The organism is Pseudoalteromonas sp. SR41-8 (assembly GCF_014163915.1).
GTDB classification, from domain to species: Bacteria; Pseudomonadota; Gammaproteobacteria; order Enterobacterales; family Alteromonadaceae; genus Pseudoalteromonas; species Pseudoalteromonas rhizosphaerae.
On sequence record NZ_JACJEE010000005.1, the window covers coordinates 97807 to 117999 of the forward strand.

Annotated in this window: 20 protein-coding genes; 7 read left to right on the plus strand and 13 right to left on the minus strand. The window is 40.1% G+C overall.

The genetic code is table 11. From position 1 onward, the window contains the following. Both H5162_RS05340 and H5162_RS05345 read left to right on the plus strand, forming a co-directional pair. Nucleotides 1-555 carry a DUF2975 domain-containing protein gene (locus H5162_RS05340; RefSeq protein WP_182731145.1) on the plus strand — a complete coding sequence of 185 codons (555 nt, stop codon included), beginning with the start codon at nucleotides 1-3 and terminating at the stop codon, nucleotides 553-555. Next, nucleotides 555-770, plus strand: a complete 216-nt coding sequence (locus H5162_RS05345) for a helix-turn-helix transcriptional regulator (protein ID WP_182731144.1) — start codon at nucleotides 555-557, stop codon at nucleotides 768-770. Before H5162_RS05340 ends, H5162_RS05345 begins: the two co-directional genes overlap by 1 nt. A gap of 57 nt (nucleotides 771-827) precedes the next feature. Here the strand turns inward: H5162_RS05345 and H5162_RS05350 are convergent, their stop codons facing one another. From H5162_RS05350 to betI, 5 genes are all read right to left on the minus strand, one after another. Beyond that, nucleotides 828-1535 (minus strand): TorF family putative porin, encoded by a 708-nt coding sequence (locus H5162_RS05350; RefSeq protein WP_182777899.1) that lies wholly within the window; start codon nucleotides 1533-1535, stop codon nucleotides 828-830. A 32-nt stretch (nucleotides 1536-1567) separates the two neighbouring features. Continuing rightward, nucleotides 1568-2785: a BCCT family transporter gene (locus H5162_RS05355; RefSeq protein WP_145240812.1), complete on the minus strand. Its 1218-nt coding sequence runs from the start codon at nucleotides 2783-2785 to the stop codon at nucleotides 1568-1570. Between the two features lie 135 nt (nucleotides 2786-2920). Next, entirely contained in the window at nucleotides 2921-4591 is a 1671-nt protein-coding gene (gene betA / locus H5162_RS05360; RefSeq protein ID WP_182731142.1) for a choline dehydrogenase, read from the minus strand. Beyond that, nucleotides 4591-6054 (minus strand): betaine-aldehyde dehydrogenase, encoded by a 1464-nt coding sequence (betB, locus tag H5162_RS05365; protein WP_145240808.1) that lies wholly within the window; start codon nucleotides 6052-6054, stop codon nucleotides 4591-4593. The genes betA and betB overlap by 1 nt, the downstream gene beginning before the upstream one ends. A 1-nt stretch (nucleotide 6055) precedes the next feature. Further along, nucleotides 6056-6646, minus strand: coding sequence for a transcriptional regulator BetI (gene betI, locus H5162_RS05370; protein ID WP_145240806.1), 591 nt, complete (start codon nucleotides 6644-6646; stop codon nucleotides 6056-6058). Between the two features lie 298 nt (nucleotides 6647-6944). Here betI and H5162_RS05375 point away from each other — a divergent pair, with 298 nt between their 5' ends. From H5162_RS05375 to H5162_RS05390, 4 genes are read left to right on the plus strand one after another with little or no spacing between them, the layout of a single operon-like run. Next, nucleotides 6945-7169 carry a DUF4177 domain-containing protein gene (locus H5162_RS05375; protein WP_145240804.1) on the plus strand — a complete coding sequence of 75 codons (225 nt, stop codon included), beginning with the start codon at nucleotides 6945-6947 and terminating at the stop codon, nucleotides 7167-7169. A gap of 4 nt (nucleotides 7170-7173) precedes the next feature. Then, on the plus strand, nucleotides 7174-7386 hold the full coding sequence (gene yidD, locus H5162_RS05380; RefSeq protein WP_220493523.1) for a membrane protein insertion efficiency factor YidD: 213 nt from the start codon (nucleotides 7174-7176) through the stop codon (nucleotides 7384-7386). Between the two features lie 14 nt (nucleotides 7387-7400). Continuing rightward, entirely contained in the window at nucleotides 7401-7769 is a 369-nt protein-coding gene (locus tag H5162_RS05385; protein WP_182777903.1) for a TM2 domain-containing protein, read from the plus strand. A 53-nt stretch (nucleotides 7770-7822) separates the two neighbouring features. Further along, entirely contained in the window at nucleotides 7823-9973 is a 2151-nt protein-coding gene (locus H5162_RS05390; RefSeq protein ID WP_182777905.1) for an exonuclease domain-containing protein, read from the plus strand. Nucleotides 9974-10073: 100 nt separating this feature from the next. On the opposite strand, the gene H5162_RS05395 is transcribed toward H5162_RS05390, so the two are convergent. The 6 genes from H5162_RS05395 to H5162_RS05420 form a co-directional block, all read right to left on the minus strand. Beyond that, nucleotides 10074-11594 carry a hypothetical protein gene (locus H5162_RS05395; RefSeq protein WP_182777907.1) on the minus strand — a complete coding sequence of 507 codons (1521 nt, stop codon included), beginning with the start codon at nucleotides 11592-11594 and terminating at the stop codon, nucleotides 10074-10076. Continuing rightward, nucleotides 11594-12499, minus strand: a complete 906-nt coding sequence (locus H5162_RS05400) for an ABC transporter ATP-binding protein (protein WP_149981756.1) — start codon at nucleotides 12497-12499, stop codon at nucleotides 11594-11596. The genes H5162_RS05395 and H5162_RS05400 overlap by 1 nt, the downstream gene beginning before the upstream one ends. Nucleotides 12500-12721: 222 nt before the next feature. Further along, nucleotides 12722-13897: a hypothetical protein gene (locus H5162_RS05405; protein WP_259398177.1), complete on the minus strand. Its 1176-nt coding sequence runs from the start codon at nucleotides 13895-13897 to the stop codon at nucleotides 12722-12724. Nucleotides 13898-13916: 19 nt separating this feature from the next. Next, nucleotides 13917-15329 (minus strand): MBOAT family protein, encoded by a 1413-nt coding sequence (locus tag H5162_RS05410; protein WP_145240790.1) that lies wholly within the window; start codon nucleotides 15327-15329, stop codon nucleotides 13917-13919. 223 nt (nucleotides 15330-15552) lie between these two features. Continuing rightward, nucleotides 15553-17097 carry a M56 family metallopeptidase gene (locus H5162_RS05415; RefSeq protein WP_182777909.1) on the minus strand — a complete coding sequence of 515 codons (1545 nt, stop codon included), beginning with the start codon at nucleotides 17095-17097 and terminating at the stop codon, nucleotides 15553-15555. A 26-nt stretch (nucleotides 17098-17123) separates the two neighbouring features. Beyond that, nucleotides 17124-17504, minus strand: a complete 381-nt coding sequence (locus H5162_RS05420) for a BlaI/MecI/CopY family transcriptional regulator (protein WP_145240786.1) — start codon at nucleotides 17502-17504, stop codon at nucleotides 17124-17126. Between the two features lie 200 nt (nucleotides 17505-17704). Between H5162_RS05420 and H5162_RS05425 the strand changes: the two genes are divergently transcribed. Further along, on the plus strand, nucleotides 17705-18484 hold the full coding sequence (locus tag H5162_RS05425; RefSeq protein WP_145240784.1) for a DUF2189 domain-containing protein: 780 nt from the start codon (nucleotides 17705-17707) through the stop codon (nucleotides 18482-18484). A 71-nt stretch (nucleotides 18485-18555) separates the two neighbouring features. On the opposite strand, the gene H5162_RS05430 is transcribed toward H5162_RS05425, so the two are convergent. Both H5162_RS05430 and H5162_RS05435 read right to left on the minus strand, forming a co-directional pair. Further along, nucleotides 18556-19092 (minus strand): cytochrome b, encoded by a 537-nt coding sequence (locus H5162_RS05430; protein WP_145240782.1) that lies wholly within the window; start codon nucleotides 19090-19092, stop codon nucleotides 18556-18558. Continuing rightward, the gene (locus tag H5162_RS05435) at nucleotides 19092-20138 is read right to left on the minus strand and encodes a catalase family peroxidase (protein WP_182759584.1); all 1047 of its coding nucleotides are present in this window, start codon (nucleotides 20136-20138) and stop codon (nucleotides 19092-19094) included. The genes H5162_RS05430 and H5162_RS05435 overlap by 1 nt, the downstream gene beginning before the upstream one ends. Nucleotides 20139-20193: the final 55 nt, after the last annotated feature.

Consider the following 20193-nt stretch of genomic DNA (forward strand, 5'->3'; position numbering starts at 1 on the left):
ATGAAGAAAATAATTTGGATGAGCAATATCATTTTAACCTTACTATTACTCAGCTTATTCACTATATTGATCACCCTAAGTATGGTGTTATTCACTAGCTCAGAGCTAAATTTAGGCGTCGAAGGTAGCGCTCATATGTGGATAGGTCTTGAAGTCAATGGCTCATGGAGCAACGCAGCTAAACAATTAACAGAAAATCACTATAATGCTTTAGTTTGGCTCGGTTTAATCCAAGTCCTGCCATTTATCATAATAAATATTATTTTACTTCGTTTGTTTTCGCTTTATCGCAAGGGACTGTTTTTTAGCGCTAAAAATATTAGTTGCTTCACATGGCTCGGTGGTGTGTTACTTCTACAATTTGTGATTACTGCCATTTATCCTGCTTTGCTTGTGACCTTAATCAATACTATAACGAGCGACGAGCTTACCCGTATTATATTCATCAGCGATACCGACATTATAGGGTTACTCGCTGGGCTTATAATTTACGTAATAGCTTGGGTAATGAAACAAGCACACCAATTACAACAAGAACAAGAGCTTGTGATTTGATGCCGATAATAATAGATTTAGATGTCATGCTAGCAACACGTAAAATGAAATCAAGCGAGCTGGCTGAAGCCATTGGTATTACACCACAGAATTTATCAGTATTAAAAGCTGGCAGAGCGAAGGCTGTGCGCTTTAGTACCCTTGATGCCATATGTGAGCATCTAGAGTGTCAACCAGGCGATATACTTAGGTATATTGAAGAGGATAACAAATAAAAAACGGCCATTTTTTTAATGGCCGTTTTGCTGTTTAAATAAAATAATTTAAAACACTTATAGTGAGAATGTACGGCCTATCGACAATACAATACGCTCATCTGCAGTATCAATATCTAGGCTGGTGTTCTCGCCCGCTACCTCAATATCAAAACCCGCTAAACTTGTTTGATAAGCAAGACGATAGTGGTTATACGATTTACCATCGGTATCCCATGCGAACTTATCGCCATCGAGTGAATTTGAAATATCAAAGCTGGCACGCAGTGCGTGATTAGGTGCAAGTTCAATGGTGTGTGCAACCATAGAAATCACATGACCTGCGCCGGTACCAAAATAATCCCAGCTATACCAGAAGTTAAGCTCTGTTTGCCCTAACTCACTTGCGAAACCAAATTTAGTGTAAGCTTCAAAGTAGTTACCATCGCTTGAGTTGCTTTGCCCATGGTAACTGTAATACGCAAGGCCGTAATCAATACTGAGCGCTTCATTTAACTGCGCATAGCGACCGAAGTAAGCATCCCATTCAATATTTGTGTCGTCACCAAAGTCAACGTTTGACGCCCACGTGCCAGCATACATGCCTGATTCGCCAAATGAATAATCAAGGCTACCTTGTAACGCTGGGTCGTTTTGCGTTTGGCTCACACCATTAAAGGTATAATCTGATGCGCCGGTTACGGTTGCTGACCAATCAGCCAATACTGAGGTTGAAAAAAGTGCAAACGGTAATGCGACTGCTAATAATGTTTTTTGTGTTGTCATGTTAATTCCTTCGCTACTGTATAAGCTAATATCTAGCTAGCTGATTCAATTTTTGTGTAGTCAATTTTGTTGTCTTTCGGCGAACTATCAATGTTACTCACAGTTTTAACTTTGCTATAGGCAATATAGGCTGCACACGCAAAGAACAAACCAATCACTAACACTCCGACCCACTGGATTTGTAGAAAGTTCTGCTTAAATAATAGGGTTAATAATGAAAGAGCGACAACATTTAGCGCAATATATTTAAATTTACCTAAACGTTTAACCGTCATACCCATATTGTCGGTGTATAAACGGATCAGTGAATCAAGCGAGTTGATCACAAACACTACGCCAACAAATACCATTGCTATATTTTTGATCCCTTGTGTATCAATGCCTGCTTCGTGATACTGATAAAGCACGCCAAACCAAATTGCGATTGGGATTGAAGGGAAAATTAACATTGCCCCCAATACTTGATAGGTTTTTAATCCACCGACAAAACGTGAAGTGAATTGACCAATCATAATACTCCACGCAAACCACCAAAATAAATAAAACTCATGGTAATCATTGAGTGGCAGTACAAACTGATTAATATTGCCAAAGTAACTACCAATTAACGTTAAATTATTTGTAAAATCTGACACTTGGCCATTTTCGCCCATAAATGCGCCAAACCACATAAAACCAATTAGTGCTATAAATAACCAGGTAGTTGAAATACTTAGAAAACGTACATATTTAATATCGGTGCTTGAATACACCGCAAAGCAAATAGCTGCGAATACAATTAAATAAAATGACGGAATAATCGACTCACCATCACCAAGACTAGGTAAATACCAAGGTAGGTTAGAGAGCAATAAGAAAGCGGTGAAGGCACAAGTACCAATAATAACTACATTATTGATTAATTTAACCCAAGGAATTTCGAAAAATTTCACTTTAGGTTCTATTACACAGAAATAAAAGCACGTAAGGAAATAGAATCCCCAGATCAGAAAGCCCCAATAACCAAACTCGATAGCTAGTGGATTGGCAAACGCGTACTCTGGGCTTGCTTTTATGTCTGCATAACCTGCAAACTCAGTGAGTGGAAACATGATCAAGCCAACATCTAAGCCTGATGTAAATAAGATGGCGATAAAGGTAAATGTTCTTACCGGTGTGACGCCAACACACTTTACATTGCCCCATTTTACTAAAATTGCAACAATTGCTAGTAGGGTGAAAATAATGCCTGCGCTAAGCCATAAGGTCATAATTCCCTCCCCAAAATAAATGAAAATACATCATTACGTCTCCGTGTTTTTAGTCTCGCATTAACGCACCACAAACAACTTATGATGCGCGCCACTGCAAGCCCCAAGGTACAAAATGTACCCCAGGTGGCCTGGTTAGATCTCCGAACTACGCTGCACAGTTTGCCATTGAGATTCAACAGCAACCTTTGCTTGCGATTTACTAAGTGGTGGCTTACCTAAAATTAGATCAGCCGCTTTTTCTGCCACCATAATGGTTGGCGCATTTAAATTTCCGTTAGGAACTGTTGGGAAGATTGATGAATCCACCACATGCAGTCCCTCAATGCCATGTACTTGAGTGTTTGAGTTTACTACTGCCAGTTCATCTTCACCCATTTTGCATGAACATGAAGGATGGTAAGCACTCTCAACTGCCTGACGTACAAAAGCATCTATTTGTTCATCGGTTTGAATCTCTTTACCTGGTTGGATTTCGCCATCGCGGTAATCATCAAACGCACTTTGCTCAATGATTTCACGCGTTAAACGCACACAGGCTCTAAACCCTTCAATATCATCTTGATGCTGTAAATAGTTAAATTGGATCTTAGGTGCAACCGTTGGATCAGCCGATTTAATTGTTACTGCACCGCGGCTTTTAGGCTTGTTATGCCCTACATGGACCTGAAAACCATGGCCATCAAAAGCACTTTTACCGTCATAACGAATTGCCGCAGGTAAAAAGTGATATTGAATATCAGGCCACTCAACCCCCGGTTTTGAGCGAATAAATGCACAAGATTCAAAATGATTAGTCGCCCCAAGACCGCTGCGGTTTAATAACCAACGCGCGCCAATAAGGCCCTTTGAAATAAGGCCAAGCTTGCCGTTTAAGGTAATTGGCTGCTTACACTTATACTGGAAATAAAACTCCAAGTGATCTTGCAGATTTTGCCCAACCCCAGGTAAATGGTGCTTAACCTCGATACCCGCTGCTTTAAGTATTTCGCTGTCGCCAATACCAGAAAGTTGCAATAAATGCGGTGAACCAATCGGACCGGCACTTAAAATAACGTCTTTACTGGCCTTTGCTTTAACAATATCGCCATTAACTTTGTACTGCACACCAACGGCTTTTTTGCCTTCAAGCAACACCTTTTCAGCCAACGCACCAGTAACAATAACTAAGTTTTTACGTGACTTCACTGGGTCTAAATATTCACGACTTGCAGAGCTGCGCACACCGTCTTTAACGGTCATGTGCATTGGACCAAAACCCTCTTGCTGCGCTGCGTTATAATCGTCAGTGGCTGCATATCCGGCTTGCTGGCCCGCTTTGATAAAGGCTTTATAAAGCGGGTTCGCCATTTCGTTACCGTTGTTCACACCCAAAGGGCCGCTATCACCACGATAGTCGTTTTTACCTAAATAGAATGATTCTGCTTTTTGAAAATACGGTAAACAGGATTGATAATCCCACCCTTGTGCACCATGTTGTTGCCATTCATCAAAGTCTTTAGCATGGCCACGTACATACACCATGCCATTGATAGATGATGAGCCACCTAACACTTTGCCACGCGGGCAGTGCATTTGACGATCATCTAGATGCGGTTCAGCTTCACTATGAAACTGCCACGCGTATTTATCTGAATTCATCGGAATTGATAGCGCGGTAGGCATTTTAATGAAAATGCTTTTATCGCTGCCGCCAGTCTCTAATAATAAAACGCGGTTGCGGCTATCTTCGGATAAACGATTAGCCAGTACACAGCCCGCCGACCCTGCACCCACTATGATGTAATCATACGTTAGTGCAGTCATTAAAATGGGCTCTCTATATTAGTCATACCGACATAAATCGATTTAGTTTGGGTGTAATGATCAAGTGTTTCAATGCCATTTTCACGACCGATACCTGACTGCTTATAACCGCCCACAGGCATTTCTGCTGGCGAATTGCCGTAGCTGTTGATCCAACAAATACCTGCTTGCAGCTGATGAATAACACGGTGTGCGCGCTTAATATCTTTGGTAAACACGCCTGCAGCAAGGCCTAAGTGAGTATCGTTAGCACGGTGAATTACATCATCTTCGTCATCAAACGTTAATACGCTCATTACGGGACCAAAGATTTCTTCTTTGACGATCGTCATATCATCAGTGCAATCAATAAATACCGTTGGTGCAACAAAGTAACCGTTTGGTGCAGAGGCTGGGCTAAGCGTTTTACCACCCGTTAATAACGTTGCACCTTCGCTGATGCCTTTATCGATATAGCTCATCACTAATTGTTGATGCTTTTTGGAAATTAATGCGCCAAAGTTAACGTTAGGATCGAGTGGATCGCCCGCTATAATATTTTCTTCAGTGCGTGTTTTAAGCTCATCAATAAATTGCTGATAAACATTTTTGTGTACATAAATACGGGTGCAGTTAGTGCAAATTTCACCTTGCGTATAAAAATTACCTAACATTGCAGCACTTACTGCCTGTGAAATATCGGCATCATCAAATACTAGCAGTGGTGATTTACCACCAAGTTCCATGGTGACATCTTTTAATGAACCCGCAGCACTAGCAACTACTTTTTTACCTGTGCCTACTTCGCCGGTAAACGATACTTTCTCAATATCAGCTGATTGTGTTAACCACTGGCCGACTTCTGCTGCACCTTGCACCACGTTAAACACACCCGCTGGTACACCCGCTTCGATGAATATTTCGGCAAGCTTAATTGCGCCAAGTGGCGTTTCTTCAGAAGGTTTAAAAATAAATGCATTTCCGGCAGCCAAAGCTGGGCCGGATTTCCAACAAGCGATTTGCAGCGGGTAGTTCCACGCACCGATTCCGGCACAAATCCCTAATGGCTCTTTACGGGTATAATAAAAATCTTCGCCAACCATTTGCTGCTGGCCAACTTGGGCAGGTGCTAGCCCTGCAAAATACTCGATTACATCAGCGCCAGTTTGCACATCAACACACTCGGCTTCTTGCCATGGTTTACCGGTATCTAGCACTTCTATTTTTGCAAGTAAATCATTACGCTCGCGCAATAATGCAACCGCTTTTAGTAAGATACGACTACGTTCAATCGGACTCATAGTTGACCATGCAGCAAATCCTTGTTTAGCACTTTGAATAGCCGCATTTTGAATAAACGCATCTGCCACTTCTACATAATAAATTACGTCATCTGTTGCTGGGTTTTTAACTGCAAATGTTTCGCCACTTTGATTTTTTAAAAAGTGACCATTGATAAAGTTTTGATAAACAGGTGTTGTCACATTAAGCTCCATACTGTTTGATAAGTGAACATACAAAGTTTTTTGCTAGCTGTTCACAATGTGCAAATTGATCTTGATCAGACTTACTTAGTACCGCTCTTAACCATAAGCCATCGATCATTGCCGCACATAATTGCGCTGCAAGTTTGGCTTCATCATCACCCATCAATTGTTTAAATGAGCTGACTAAATTACTAAGAAGTCGTCGGCTATTTACGTTCTGTAAGCGATGCAACTGAACATCGTGCATCGATTGCGCCCAAAAGCTTAACCAAGTTTTAGTGGTATCGCTGCGCTGTTGTAATCTGGCAAAGTTAGCTTCTATTATCAGCATTAACCTTTGCTCAGGGGTCGTTGTTGGCGTTACTTGTTTGATCAGCTCGTGTTTTAGATTGGTTAATAAATAACGCACAGTGGCCTCTATCAAGCCCTGCTTACCACCAAAATAATGACTAATAATGCCCGACGATAATCCTGCTTTTTTACTGATACTATTAATGGTTGTTGCTTGTAAGCCAAATTCAGCAACCGAACTAATAGTAGCGTCAATTAGCTGCTGACGACGGACAGGTTCCATTCCAACTTTAGGCATATTTTTATTAATTGAACGTTCAATAAAAATAAAGGTTAAAGTAATGGAACTGATAATTCAAGGTTGACAAACTGTGAATAGGCTAAAATGAAGAGAGCTAAGTGACCCTAAGTAACTGTCCTAGCGTTGATAAATCGGCTTAGAAAAAAGTTGCGAAAAAAATCGAAAAACAGCTGCTTTTTAAGTAAATGCGAAAAAAATCAGCTATATTAGGTTGAAAATCATATCTGTTTAGTCTCAGGTATCACTTTTAAAATCACAGAATTATCTATCAAAAAAACAAACTACAGGAAACTCGATGTCTAATTTTAATGAATATAAAGTATTGCATGTTGTTGAGGGTGGCTGTGGCACATTGCTGCTAGGTTCGAGCGGGTTACCACTTAAAAGGCTAGAAGCAACACTTAATGATGAAGCACAAAATGGCTGGCAACTGGTATTTCAGGTTATCGAAAGCAAACGTTTTTTGCTATTTTGGTCACGCGAAGCTGTGATCTTAACGTTAGGCAGAAACCGTGCTTAAAGCAATGACGCTTAGTGCAATTCGCCGCTATCAAAAAAATGGCGGCGCTAAGACACATTTTAATATTAGTTGTAATTTCAGTCCTTCCTGCTCAGAGTTTACTCATCAAGCAATTACTAAATATGGGCTAGTGAAAGGTCTGTTTATTGGCGTAAAAAGAATACGGCGTTGCAATAACCCCGACTGTGTAACCGTAAAATCCGATCCACTTCCTTGAGGCTTATTAATGCCATGACATCAGAACAACTAAATGATCAAGAAGAGCAGCTTCGTTCAGAAGTAAATGCATTGTCCCCTGAACAGCGTAAACTATTTTACCAGCAAGAAAAGCGTCTCGTTAAAGACCCTGATACTTATGCGGTACTGAATTGGTTTTTTGCCGCAGGTTTACACCACTTTTACTTAGGTAGATTTCAACGTGGTGCGGTGAATTTAACGCTGATGCTAATTGGCATACTCACTATTTATAGCTTTGGCGTATTTTTAATCATCGTCGTTTTGTTAATTGAATTACCACAGCTTTTTAAGAGTCAACGCATCGTCCATCAATATAACAATCAAGTTATGGCTGATATTCTAAAACAACTAACCGACTCTTGATTACTTAAAGCAAATGCTAGATACTGTTTTTTTATACAGTTACGGTGTGTGTTATGAAAAAAGAATTACCCGAAAAATATTATTTAGCCCACTTTAAAGAGCTAATAACATTTATCGACACTCAATGCAGACACTTATTAGAGCAAAAACACGTCGATTTCATTAATAAAGCAAACCGACTTACTGAGCAAGGCCAGTGCATGCTGGCACGCATTTATTCTCGTAAACCTTTACTCGTAGCAATCACCACACTTAATTATAATGAAATAGACAGCCCTGCACTGGCACTCGAAGAGCTAAAAACAGCACAGCTCATTAGTCATCCAAATTACACCGACTATCAACACGTACTCGCACATCTAACTAAACCCGCATTGCTAGCACTACTCGCGCCTTTCGATATCCAACCTAGTATTAAAAAAAGCGTCACTAAAGCACAACTGGTAGCACAGACTTGCGATTTTTTTGCTACTAAGCCGGAACATTTAACCTGCCTTTATAACCAGTTTGTTATTAATAACCGCTTTGCTGTGTATGAATACTTTGAATTTCTATACATAGGCCGCTTAAGCACAGGTGATATTAACCATCAAAATAGCTTTGTACTGCGTGATTTGGGCCTAAGAACCACACGAGAAAACCATACAGTAAGTTTAGCTCGCTTTGATACACTTGAAGAGGCGCAATCTAACTACGCGCTAAATCGTTATCGCATGGCATTTAAAAGCGCGCAAAGTGATGACGAATATCAAGCTTTAGCTATTGAGCTTATTAATCAACCGGCCGAAGGTACATTAGCAGTCAACCTTAAAAACAAGCTCCTTTTACGACTTCACCAACAACTAAAAAAATATAATATTGAGCTGTGTTTTACACTTTTAAATGCCTGTGAAAATAGCGCTGAAGCAACTGAATTACAAATACGCGAGCAATACCGCCAAGGTAATAAAGAGTGGGTAAAAATCCAGCTTGAAACCATCATCGAAGATCCGCTCACTGATGATTTACTGTATTTTGCTGATGACTTTTTAATGCGTAAATTTAACAAGCAAACTCGCTCTCGCTTAAGTGCAATGCTCGCCGATACGCAATGTGTTATTGAAATTGACGAAGTTTATCGAAACGATGTAGAGCAAGGTGTTACAGAACACTACACTCAACAAGGGTTAACTGTTTTTTATACCGAAAATACGCTTTGGCAGAGCCTTTTTGGTTTAGTTTTTTGGCGCGAGCTTTATATAGATACTCCCACCCCACCTTGCAATGAGTTTGATATGTTTCCACAATCATTGAGAACCGACTGCTTTTATCATACCCAACACCAACAAATTGAAGCACTACTAGCAAACTGGCAAACACCGGATGATTTACTAAAACACGTTTGTAAAAGTGCCGCCCGTTATTTTGAGCAAGCTAATGGGCTGTTTCGCTGGCATAACGAGCTATTACGACCATTAGAAGTGCTGATTTTAAATAGCTCATTAGCAGCGCTAAAAAGTCACTTAAAGAATATGACCATGCGCTTTATGCAGCTTAAAGATGGTTACCCTGATTTGATGGTGCTAAATGGTAATAAACTCCATTTTGAAGAAGTAAAAGCCCCAGGTGATAAATTAAGACGTAATCAGCTAACAACGATTGATTGCCTCAAAAGTAATGGATTCAATGTACACATTGCGGCCGTAAAATGGGTTAATGATCCCAATCGTATTTACAGCGTGGTCGACATTGAAACCACTGGTAGTTTAAAAGGCGGCAATCGGATCACCGAAATTGGCATAGTTAAAATGCAACACGGCAAAGTAATTGATACTTGGTCAACACTTATCAACCCGCAAATGCGCATTCCTAAGTTTATAGTGTCTTTAACCGGTATTAATGACGCAATGGTAGCAACTGCACCACGCTTTACTGAAATAGCTGAGACTTTACTTAATAAACTAAAAGGCACTATTTTTGTGGCTCACAATGTAAACTTTGATTACGGCTTTATTCGTAAAGAATGTGAAATGGCAGGTATCCACTTTAAAATGCCCAAATTATGTACTGTGGTTGAATCTCGCAAAGCGTTTCCTGGTTTAAAATCATACTCTTTAGGTAATCTCAGTGCGCATTTTGACTTAAACCTGACAAGCCATCACCGAGCACTCGCTGATGCCAGCGCAACCGCTGAGTTACTTTTGCTTATAAAAAAATTTAACTAAATTAACAACTTAAGCTTTTAGCGCAAATAACCCAAAGCCAGCTTTTGCTAAATAAAAGCAAGGTATTGATTGCAACCCTCCCAGTACCTCGCTATAGAAGTCAACGCGTCTGTCTAATACTTACCGTTAGCATTAATAACCCAACTGCAATACCCAAAAAGTAATAAGGCATTCCTGCATCCCAACTCGCTTGACTGTTCACCCCTAAAAAGTCTAAATATAGTCCACCTTGCAGAGGCCCTATGTACCAAATGACTAGAAACACAACTTCAAACATTCGTTTTGACTGCGTAAATGTACCGCAAAAATAGGCCAACGAAACCATAAACGAAATAGCCACAAACAATTGCACCAGCAACAACCACTCAGCTATGACTACAAACCGCGCAATACTGCCTATACAGGCAAAGGCTAACAATCCCCAACCAGCACTGAAACTAGCCATACTTTGTAATAGCGGTGATTGCTTGCTATAAGCCATAATTTCAATAGTATTTGTTTGCCTCTCTAGCTGCCCTAACGGCGATATAACCAATACACACCACAACAATGACATAGGTAAAAAAAGACTCAGCAACAGGTTCTGATCAACAAAAACTTGGCACACATTCAAAATGACCAATCCGATGAGCCACAGATTTGTTTGCCCTTTAAGCATTAACTTAAACTCTAATCGTAATAAGCGTGTAACAGCGAATGACTTAGTTGCGCCAACAAATATTCTATCGAGTATTCCTGTGACTTTTTCAATTACGCTAACTATTCGCCATTGCTTTTTAATCTCGTTCATTGAGCCATTACTAAAACGATCAAAAAATAAAAATGCTAAGCTTAGAGCTATTGAGCTGACTATCAATAAAGGCAACATTCCTTGGAAGTGCACAGCACTTGGCTCAAACCCATGCCAAACAAATGTTTTTACAGATTCACTAGCTGTTATGCCAACATTGGTACCACCCTGCTCTGTTGGAAAACGCGCAGCAACCTCTATATCTAAACTTTCAAGCACTGCACCAATGCCTGATACTCCTTCAATACTTTGCGTTATCGAGCCAACCCACAAGAAAAAATATACCACATTACCTAACCCCCCTTTGAGCCACGTTATCGACTCAAATAAAATAGCGATTGATGCAATTGCTAATAACAAAGGTAAAACAAACACTAATTGCGGCCAAACGAGTGCCCACACATCAACCTGATAGCTTTCGCCATAATAAAGCTGTATCAATACACTACTGAGCAACATCGCCAATACAATTGAAAGTAAAATCAGTACATTTACCCCCCACTTAGCGAATAGAAAAGCCTGTTTGCTAATCGACGTTACTGCAATAAGCTCACACGTTTTTGATTGCCTGTCTAACTCAAGTGCATTTTTAACCAAGTAAAAGCAAATAATTGGTAAGAACATAACATTTAGCATAGCTAAACATACACCAATCCACGCGCTGTTATAAATGCCGCGGTAGCCATTAATCACTAGTGTTTGGTACTGCGCATCAGGGGACGGAAAATACAATAACGTTAATACAGACATAGCCAACAAGGTCACCATATAACTTTGTTGTCGTGTACGTTGTTTAAAGTCAGCGACCATACATTGCCAAATCTGTTTCATTAACCGATCCTCGCTGCGCTGCGAGGTGCTGGTTGCTCGCTAGTAAAATACAAGTAAGCATCTTCGAGTGATGCCGCCCGTACCGTGGCTTTAGAATCAGGGCAATGATCCGCAACAAGGTTTAATTCAAGCTTTCCTTCTTTTCGAATGCTGTGGCTAACAATATACTCATGCTGGATCTGTTTCAGATCCGATGGTTCAATCGTTAATGTCCAACATTTTTCAGCCACTTTTTGCTGTAATACATTCGCTGTTACTGATTGAATAAGTGTGCCACCGCGCATAATGGCAATGCGGTCCGCAATCGATTCAACATCTGACACAATATGCGTGGAGAATATAATGCAACGATCCGCCGCAAGCTCAGTCAATAACTGCCTAAAGTTGGCTCGTTCATGCGGATCAAGACCAACCGTCGGCTCGTCAATGATCAATAATTTAGGATCATTTAATAACGCCTGCGCAATTCCAATGCGTTGTTTCATGCCTCCAGAGTAACCTTTTAGCGGCTGATGTGCGGCGTGGGTTAAATTAAGCTTATTCAGCAAATCATCAATAACACTATTGGCATGTGCATTTTCAAGCCCTTTAAGCCCTGCCATATATTGCAAAAATTCAAACCCCGACAGTTGTTCATACACGCCAAAATATTGAGGTAAATAGCCCAGCTCTTTGCGTAACAATTGTGGTGATTTAACAATATCTTGGCCTTGCCATAAAATAACACCTTGTGTTGGCTTAGTAATGGTAGCCAGAATTCTCATCAAACTAGATTTTCCAGCTCCATTAGGGCCTAACAAGGCTAAAATCCCAGGTTCAACTTGCAAAGATAATGTATTAATTGCGCATTTTGCATCTTTGCTTTTATTATATTGATGACGTAATGATTGAATATCTAATAGCATGAGTGTCTATTCCTAATTAAGTTACACTCATTCAGCAAATATTAAGCCATGTAAATAACAATTAATAATCAACAACTTAAGTTTTAAACTTTTTAAATAAACAATATTGAATAACAACTCTTACCAAATAATGGCGAAAAACATCAACGTGATAAGTTAACGTGTAGTCATTTTTCTCACCCGCTGATGCATTTAACTTATTCAGTCTAACCGCAGTAAAAACTAAAACAAACTTTGATACTGCTCTATTAGATAATCTGTGTAAGCAATATCGCCACGATAACGCGATAAATGCGTGGTATCACGGTACATTTGCGGGGTTATTTGCGGTATATTTTGATGGTTTTTCATTTTAATACCAGTGGCTTGCTCTATTTGCGCTATTACTTCTGCTAAACGTTTTTCAGCCTCTGGTGTTGTTTTTATCCACTTACTGTTTTTTGGCAGCATGATCACTTCAACGTTCTCAGATACACGTTGAAAGTTTTTTACAATATTAATAAAATGCGTAACCAATAATGGTTGAAAATGAAGCTGCTCTATATCTGCACTGCGAATACGACTAAGGCGATCGTTTTTCATTTCGTTATCAGTTTGCGTAACGTGGTAATAGTCGTTAAATATAGCTAACGTTTCTGCTGTTCGCTCTTGTGGGATTGTACCGCCCCCTTGCCATTCATAGCTCCATTCTGCGCCCTTATAATTAGGATATTCTTCTACAAATTTTTCACCGAGTAAACGTCCTAAGCGGCGACGCTGCGCAATAGTTTCATCATCATCTTTAAACGTTTGATGCGATTTAGGTGGAAACATCTCTCGACCCAAAAAACTGGTGATCATTTCAGCTGAAATATTGCCGCGCAAATATTTTATATTGAATAATCGTACGCCACGAGTAAGATCATTTTTTGCAATTACCATTAACTCCTGATCATTAGCGAGTAAAGTTAAAAATGAGTCTAAAACTGGGGTCGCTCTGCTCCAGCGCGTTTGCGTGGTTTGAAAAGGATTAAACTCAATCATGGTTAGCTTTATTTTGCGATCTTCTTTGACAAATTCATCCGCAATACGTCGTGATAAAAAATCTTGAAAGTACGGGTTTAGCCCACCAAAGCCAAAGTTAAATGATTTAACTTGCTTACCCCGCTGCGCTAAATCAGCATCAAATTTTCGTGGCGAAAATCCGGCACGCGTCATTGATGAGCCAAAAAACATCACAACATCGTTTGGTTCTTTCACTATTTGTGGCAAAGCTGCACGTGACTCAGTAACCCTTGCTATTGCGCCTTGAGTATTTGCTCCCATCCCATGCAAAATAAGATGAATACCGACAAGTGCGAAAGCCATGCATAAGCCAATAACAAGAATCGACTTTCCATATAATTTTTGTGATGTCATTGCTACTCTACCTTGATGATTAGAATTGGAAATAGATAAACTCATTGCTTGGCTCCCCGATAAATAAACATACCCCTTGCCCTAACATCATTAACAGCCAAAATAACCAGGGTTTATTTTCCAGCTTGTCAGCGCCCTTTATTACGTAAAAATCCATAATATGTACAAGTAATACCCACACACTGGTCATTACAAAAATAGTCATTGCGTTGCTTCCAGCTGCTATTGTTGAATTAAATACATGTAAATTAGTAATAATATCTATGGCAGAAGTTAAGTCGTTGGCTGCAAAAAACACCCAACCTATAAGGACTAAATAAAACGTGATGGCCCACTTAATAAAAGTTACAAACAGTGCATTGGATTGATTAAAACGTGCAAATATTTTCAGCCCTGCTAAATAGTGCGTAGCAGTGATAATAGCGCCATGAAATGCGCCCCAAGCAACAAAAGTCCACGCTGCGCCATGCCATAAACCACCCAGTAACATAGTTAAAAACACATTACGGGTGCGGTTATTATTTCTGTTCCCGCCTAATGAAATATATAAATAATCTCGTAACCAAGTCGAGAGTGAAATATGCCAACGACGCCAAAAATCAACCGGAGAAAGTGCGAAGTAAGGCACTCTAAAATTAAGTGGAATACTAAAACCGAGTATCAGCGCAATACCAATTGCCATATCGGTATAACCCGAAAAGTCACCGTATATCTGCCCTGCAAATGCCAATACGCCAGTCCAAAGCTCCAGTGTGCTTATGGGGCCTTTTGCCTCAAAAGCATGTTGTGCAGGGATAGCCAATATATCTGCACCAGTTTTTTTAATCAGCCCCACAGTGATCAGCAAAAAACCATGTTTTACAGCAGTGTACTTAGGCAAGGCGATGGCGTGCATTTGTGGCAAAATATGACTTGCACGAAGAATTGGGCCTGCAACCAGTTGTGGGAAAAACGATAAAGCAGCAACAAATTCAACTAAGCCTTTACGTGGTTTCATATCGCCACGGTAAACATCAATGGTGTAACTTAAACTTTGAAAAGTATAAAAAGAAATACCAACAGGCAGTACCCACCCTAATGTCTCAATGGAGGCATTGTAACCAAGCGTAGATAACAGCTCAGACACAGAATTGAGTACAAAGTCAGCATATTTAAACACCGCTAATAACCCTAAATTAAGCACCACAGATAACGTAACCCATTGCTTTTTACGTTGCTGCGTTGATGCTTTATATATAGCTTGAGCAATAAAGTAATCGGCTACCCCACTGCCCACCAGCAAGGGAATAAAACTATAATTCCACGCGCCATAAAAAACTAAGCTGCCGACTAAAATCAAATACACTTTGGGTTTTTGTTTTAAAAAAACAAAACCGTAAAACAAAATAAAAATGGCAAAAAACCAAAAGAATATGGGGGTATTAAATATCATGTTGCCCCCTTACATTTTGTTCAATAATTGTTCTTTGGTAACGAGTAAACATACTGTTTTCCTTTATTCAGAGCGAGTTTGGTTGACCCACTAAAAGTAGGGGGAAAACCAATCAATAATTAATTGAAGTAATTTAAATAAATTTGACGCAGGCTGACTTGCATTCGCTCATCAGCCAAGTTAGATCAACGCATTCAGGGGGGCGAGTGAAGTAATATGTGATTCATTGGCGTGCTCCATTAGCTATTAGTAACGCTTTAATTGACTCTGTGCGAGCACGATTAAGGGGGGTACGTCGCTGGTAACCATCAGATGCTCCTGTAGTAACCGCTAAGTTTACATCAGCGCCCCGTGATATTAATAATTGGCTCATATCGTAAAAACCAAAATATGCAGCATTTATAAGGGCCGTTTCATCACGCGGTACAATTGCATTTATATCAGCGCCGTTATCAAGTAAAAGCGTAGCCAATTCAATGTTATTATTCATCGCAGCAACTATCAGCGGGTTACCATCACCACTTGATGACTGATTTACATCCGCGCCTAAGTCAATTAATGCCTGAGTCATTATTTTGTTATTTTTTTTCACGGCAATCATTAACGCAGTGCCATCACCAATCACTGGTACATTAATATCAACCCCATCATTTCGCAGCACACGTATCGCATCAATATCATTACGCGTGACCGCATTAATTAATAAAGTGCTCTCGAATTGTGGTAACAGTGAATAATGTCGGGCATCTGCTACGGTATGTTTAATACTAATTTTGGGTGAAAATGCCTGCGTTGCTTGAATCGTTGTAGCAGCGAGCACTGCACACACCAAAGCAATTACAGCGATACTTGGCTTTTTAAATTGCTTATTTTCTAACACTGCACCAATGCGATAATTTAGCTCTTTTTTCTTACTAAAAAGCCCCATTGCCAGCACACTCCTTTGCTGCATTACCATTAATTTTGCACAATCAATCAGTGATTGCGCATATTGTTGAGTATTTTTAATTTCATTTACTGCACGTAAGTCACAGGCTATTTCGCGTTCTACATGAATTTGCTTGTTAAGCATGCGTATCACCGGGCTCCACCAAAATAGAATCGCGATGACTTCTTGAAATAAACCAAACCAGTTATCTTTGCGTTTAATATGCGCGTTTTCATGAAGCACTATCGCCAGTAATTGCTCATGCTTGAGTTGCTCGGTAAGGCTTTTTGGAAGAATAATTTTAGGTTGTTTAAACCCTACAACTAAAGGAGAGGATACTTTAGTTGAAGTATAAACCTGTGTATCAATATGGGCAGATAAATGTGGCGCTTTTTCAATTGTTGAGCTTATCAAATAGCGTGTTTGAATATATGATGACAATACTGTAAATACTCGCCAAACGCTGCCTGCAAGCCAGATTAATACGGCTATACTTAGCAAAAATGAAAAATTAAATACGATTTCACTAGGCAAGTGCCAGCTGTTATTCGGCTCATTAATAATACCCGTACTAGCTGTGTTCAACACATTAGGATCTTGTTGAGAAGCAATGGTTTGCGCTGTTGTATTGATCTCTGTATTTTCGTTTTTATTCCCGGTTGTGATCAAGGTAAAAGGGATGACTGTTGCGGTAATTAACGTCGTCATCCACAACCAGCTTTTCAACTCAGCCCCCGATGGAACACATTTATTAATCAACGTAAGTCCCAATAAAAGTATAAAACCAATAACAAGGTGATGAAATGCTAACGTTGTTAATAAGGTATATTCAATCATCATTGTCCTGACGTCCTTTTCTAGGTTTGTTAATCTTTACTTTGGTCAACTTTACGCTGTAATGCTTCTAAATCATCAAGATCAATGTCAGTCTCTTGCATTAAATGCTGTGCCAATACCTTAGGTGAGCCACCAAAAAACTTATTCAGCATCGAAGTTAATGCACTTTGCCGCGCTTCTTTTTGAGTAATCTTTGGTGTGTAAATAAACGCTTTTCCTTCTTTTCTAAAGTCGGCGTAGCCTTTTTCAGCAAGGATCTTACATAACGTTTGTACTGTGGTATAAGCGGTTTTTTTTTCCTTTGATAGTTCATCTGTTATATCGCGCACAGACGCCTCACCACTTTCCCAAAGCACTTCCATAATACTTTGCTCACCATCGGTAAGCTGATTTGATTTATTTCTAGCCATCGTATTTAACCTTTTTAAAGTTCTACTAATTAATTAGTTTTAAATACTATAGCGTGCCCAACTCAATCTATCAACTAATTAATTAGTTTTTAATAATTTAGTAATTAGTACTCGTAATCCAGGCTAAAAAGTTCTTTAAAATTTGTAAATAATGGCTACATGTTCTAAACCTTAAGAGTAGCCTTTAGAGGAAGCTCCTTATGCCGTCAACAAACACAATAGATAAACACTCCGAATTTGCGCGCTGTTTAGAGTGCAATAAGGTCAGCACTTTTGCAGCATTTCATTGGCTGGCACTGGCCTTTAAAGATATGGCCAGAGCCCCTATTTTAAGCTTGATTTATGGGATTGTTTTCACTCTGATCCCGCTGGCAATTGTCTATTTCGCGGTGTTCACTGACAGCTACTTAGTTGTTTTACCAGCCAGTGTCGCATTTGCTCTGATCGGCCCGGTATTTGCGGTAGGTCTCTATGATGTTGCTTGGGAGCTAGAAAAAGGCCACACACCAACACTTAGCCATTCTCTAAAATCAATGTTCAGAAATCCGGTCGGTGAATGGGGATTTGCAATTTTACTGATGGTAATAATGATTATATGGATGCGTCTGGCAGCGATAGTTCATGCACTTTACCCCAGTCATGCTAATCCTACATTTGAAGAACTCTCCGCTTTTTTAACTTTAGGTACCATTATCGGCGGAATTTTGCTTGTTACTGTATTTGCTATTTCAGCATTTACTCCACAAATTATGATGGAAAGACGGGTCGATATAATGACCGCGGTTATGTCATCAATGAATGCCGTTAAAACCAACTTTTCAGCGATGATTGTTTGGTCTGCATGTATTTTTATACTCGTAGCCCTTGGTTTTGTCACTGGTGCTACTGGTTTTATAGTTATTATGCCACTACTTAGCTATGCCAGCTGGCACGGCTATATTGCCGTAATTAAAACCAAAAAAGCCCGCAGCTATGAATAAACTAAAATGCATAAAGGCCAGTAAAACTGGCCTTTTTCTTGGAATGAATACCTAAGTGAGCTTTATTACAGCTACTTTTTGCCTGTCAGCATTGCGCTCATAACGCCATCACGTTTGATTAAACCATGATAAAGCGCGGCACTGATGTGCATAAAAATCATTGCTAAAAACAACCAAGCTACAATGCCATGCATTTCTCGGAAAAATGCAAAGTATTTAATATCAGCGTCAAGCAAATTAGGTAACTGAAATAACCCAAAAAACTGCACTACGCGCCCGTCCGCATTTTGCATTAACCAGCCAGATAGCGGCATCAGTATCATCGCGCAATAAAGCCCAAAGTGAGTGATATGAGCTGCAAACCGCTGCAACCTAGGTAACTCAGTGGGTAAAGTAGGCGTGCAGCTGTACACTTTATTTATTAATCTCAGCACAACTAAAATGAGCGCTAAAATACCGGTAGATTTATGTAAGGTGACAGCCTCAACCTGCCAAACGGCCAAGCTTTGTACCATTGATAACCCTAAAAATAGCATCGATATTAACATCAGCGCCATCACCCAATGTAATAACCGACTGCCTGCTGAGTAGCCCTTATTTGCTGACATTATTCACCTCCATTTGTTGCGCTAACTTTAGCACCTAACAATGTTTCTTTTGCACGACGACGATAGGACTGCGCATACGCGGCACCACGCGCACGTAAAATCGGATCGGCTGTCGCACTCATACCCTGCGGTAACACCAACGGATCAAAGTTTGCGTCGCCACAGGCTGCGTTTTCTTGGTTGTGCCAAGAAACGATTGATAATGTGCCAGCATTTATCGTCTGTCTATCTGAGGGCCACGGTATGGTTGGATTATTCTCATCATCATTAGACGCCGCTAAGGTAAAAATTAAATCAAATTTAACAGCGTTTTGATCTAAACGTGATGCCAACTCTTGTTGAAGTGCGTTGGCCGATGACGTATCGAGCATCGCAGCATTATTTGTCGCTTTGTGCGGACGCGCAACCCAACGCACAGCTTGTTTATCACCTAGCTCATTATGTAAATAAAACGCATTGATACTGTGATAACGTTCTGCGGCAAAACTATTGGCAGGCACATAGTCAGCTTTCCAATCATTAAATGCTTTACTTTCTGGATGTGCTTTAAAGAACGCTGTTATTTTTTCTGGGTCTCGTTGTTTTGTTATAGGATCCGGTGATAATGCCTGCAATTGCTGAAAAAATGCCTCAGGTGTAGCAACTGCCATTACAGGAGGCGTATTCATAGCAACACGCCATTCATCGACTGTGCCACTGTTTACTGCAAATGCTAGACTGCGCACCGGTGCTTTTAAATCTGGCGCGGTTGGATTATTACCTGCAATTGAGAAACGCCCATAAAATGGCGTACTGCCCTTTTTAAACACCTCTGCGACCGAGTAAGAAGATAGTGCCCCTGTTGATTCAAAATTACCCGTTATACATATACCCTTAGCATGCGCACGACGAAAACCGGCATGTGGTGTGTCACCTTGCTGCAAATCAACAAATTTTTGTGCTGTTACTGCATCACGATTAAATGCGCCTGCAAAATAAAGTGTCGCCGTTGCAAAAACAGCCATCGACCCTAGTAATAAGCTACCTCGATAAAGTATCGCTGGCATACCCAACCTACTGCGTTTAACTTTAGTCATCCTACTCACGACCTCTTGAAATGAT